Source organism: Dialister sp. UBA1703 (genome assembly GCA_002320515.1).
In the GTDB taxonomy this organism is placed as follows: domain Bacteria; phylum Bacillota; class Negativicutes; order Veillonellales; family Dialisteraceae; genus Dialister.
Map to the genome: position 1 here is coordinate 1,554 of DCJJ01000120.1, position 2,333 is coordinate 3,886.

2 protein-coding genes are annotated in these 2,333 nt (G+C 53.7%); both read right to left on the bottom strand.

Translation table 11 applies throughout. The features are described 5' to 3' along the window. Nucleotides 1-148: 148 nt before the first annotated feature. Nucleotides 149-520, bottom strand: a complete 372-nt coding sequence (locus B2Y11_RS05520; RefSeq protein ID WP_291057127.1) for a type II secretion system protein — start codon at nucleotides 518-520, stop codon at nucleotides 149-151. A 247-nt stretch (nucleotides 521-767) separates the two neighbouring features. Beyond that, nucleotides 768-1,499 carry a LytR/AlgR family response regulator transcription factor gene (locus tag B2Y11_RS05525; protein WP_291057129.1) on the bottom strand — a complete coding sequence of 244 codons (732 nt, stop codon included), beginning with the start codon at nucleotides 1,497-1,499 and terminating at the stop codon, nucleotides 768-770. Nucleotides 1,500-2,333: the final 834 nt, after the last annotated feature.

Sequence of the window (2,333 nt, forward strand, 5' to 3'; positions counted from 1 at the left end):
ATTGGATAAAAATTCATATGAAATTCGATTCTGCGAATGAATCAGTGCTTCCCTAAGGAAAACCGCCGCAGCCATCCACCGCTCTTTATCTGCTGCAAATGACTCCCGGAAAAGAAGACCCTTCCACAAATCAGCCTCACTGTCCCACTCACGTAGCCTGGGTAGTGGTGCCGAAGGAGGAATAAATCTTCCCTTTATACGCGCCGATGACTTCCCCCTTGTCCTTCAGTTCATAGGTAACGGACTTATCCGGCGGATCCGGCAGCTTCTTCAGATAACCCTCACCGCTGTTTCCCACCAGACCGGAAAGGGACGAAGGATAGGCGCCGTTCTTCACGTAGTACACATCCACCGCCGTGCCGATGGCGGACAGGTCGGACTGAATCCGCGCCACCTTGGCCTCGTCCGTAAGGCCGATAAGGTTGGGCACCGCCATGGCAGCCAGCACACCGATAATAGCCACCGCAATGACAAGCTCCAGAATCATGAATCCTTTTCTCTTCTTCACGCGTTTTCTCATGATGATACTCCCTGCCCCATCACGGGGAAAACAGGATTTTCTGCAATCCTTATATGAAATATGCAAAGAAACGTCTCCGGCTCAATCCTCCCTTCCCAGACTCTTTACATGGGTCAGTGCTTCCAAGGAAGCGCTGATTCATGTTTTGTCTGCTTTTTTCTTGAAATCTTATGTAATGCCAGGAATAGGGCGACGCAGATAGCTGGCTATGTAAGGAGCCCCATGACGAAGCAGTACATAAGATTTCTTATAAAAGCAGACTCTTTACATGGGTCAGTGCTTCCTTAAACTCCGTATATTTCCTTTTGGCCACAGGGAGCGTCCTGCCACTCCTCAGCACCACCTGCGCGGGAGTGAGCTGCAGCACAGCCTCGCTGTTCACCAGGATGCCCCGGCAGGGCGAAAGGAATACAAAGGGAGAAACGTCGGAAAGCCGCTCCCTCACCTCGGAAATCCGGGCCCGGACTTCCAGCTGCCTGCCGTCTGCAAGGCAGAAGAGCTGCTGATGGTCGTCGCTCACCACCGCTTCCAGGGTGGAAAGATCCACCACCGCCAGGTCATCGGCCGTTTTAAAAACCACCTTCCTGTGCCAGTCCCGCTCCAGAAAGGCAAATCCCCGCTCCAGCGCCTCCACCACGTCCTTTTCCGCCAGAGGGGTCTTCAGATAATGAACCGCCCCCGCGCGGAAAGCGTCCATGCAGTAACCTTCTGTGGCGGACAGGAAAACAAGCACCGGCGCCTCCGCCATCTTCCGCAGGGCCGCTGCCGTATCCAGGGCATTCATGCCCCGCACCGATGTATCAAGAAATATGATTTCAAAAAGCCGCTTCCTGTTTTCCGCCTCCTGCAGGAACACATAGCTGTTCTCATAGGACCGGAAAGACAGATCCAGGCCGCGGTCCCGCGCAAAGGGCCCGCACACCCGCCGGACCATGCCCATGGTATCCGGCTCATCGCTCACCACTGCCACATGAATCATGAAATCCACCTCCCCATGCCCGTCGGGCCTGGAAAATGAAAACTTCAGAAAAAGGGACTGTCTTGATAAAATCTATGAAATTTACTTCACGAACATGTTTCTTTCATTATCATATAAATCTGAAATAGAGTCCAATAGAAAAGAATCATTACAGGTAAAGCATAGTTGCGTTTATAGCATAATAGAATGAATATGGTTCATTGTATGGGCGCCCTTTGAGCGCAAAAGGAGCACGGCTTCGCCGTAGGTTGTGTAGAAGGGTTGTGAGGGAAAAGTTTGTGGAAGAGGTTCTTAAGTTTGGCCGGCCTGCGGCGGTCGGGTTCTTAGGTTTGACAGCGGCCTTTGCCCCTGAGGGTTGTGGATTGCCCATGGACACGCCCCGGGCGTGAGGGTTCAAAGGGTTCAAAGGGGAAGGTTAACGCCCGCTCCGCGGGCGAAGGGACTTTGCCCTTCGGGCAAAAGGTTGTGTTCGCTGGCGCTCAGGGGGCCTCAGCGCCATAGGCGCTGAGGGTTGTGGATTGCCCTTCGGGCAATAAGTTTTTAATGCCGCCTGTGGGCTAACCCCTTCCGGCTCGCTGCGCCCTTGCCCACCCCTTAGACAGGGGTGGGCAAGGGCTGTACGCGCTGAACTTCCCGCCGGGCACGGTCATTCTGAGCCGCAGGCGAAGAATCTTGGTGAGTGCCGCCAGTGACTCATCTGCCTGTAAATACCAGTGGGCGGGAAATACTTCTGGTGTATGCCGTAAGTGACTCCAACCAGCTCACTAGTACACCAGCTCACTAGCTCACTAAATAATCTCGGTCAGCGGAAAACACTTCTGGCGTATGCCGTAA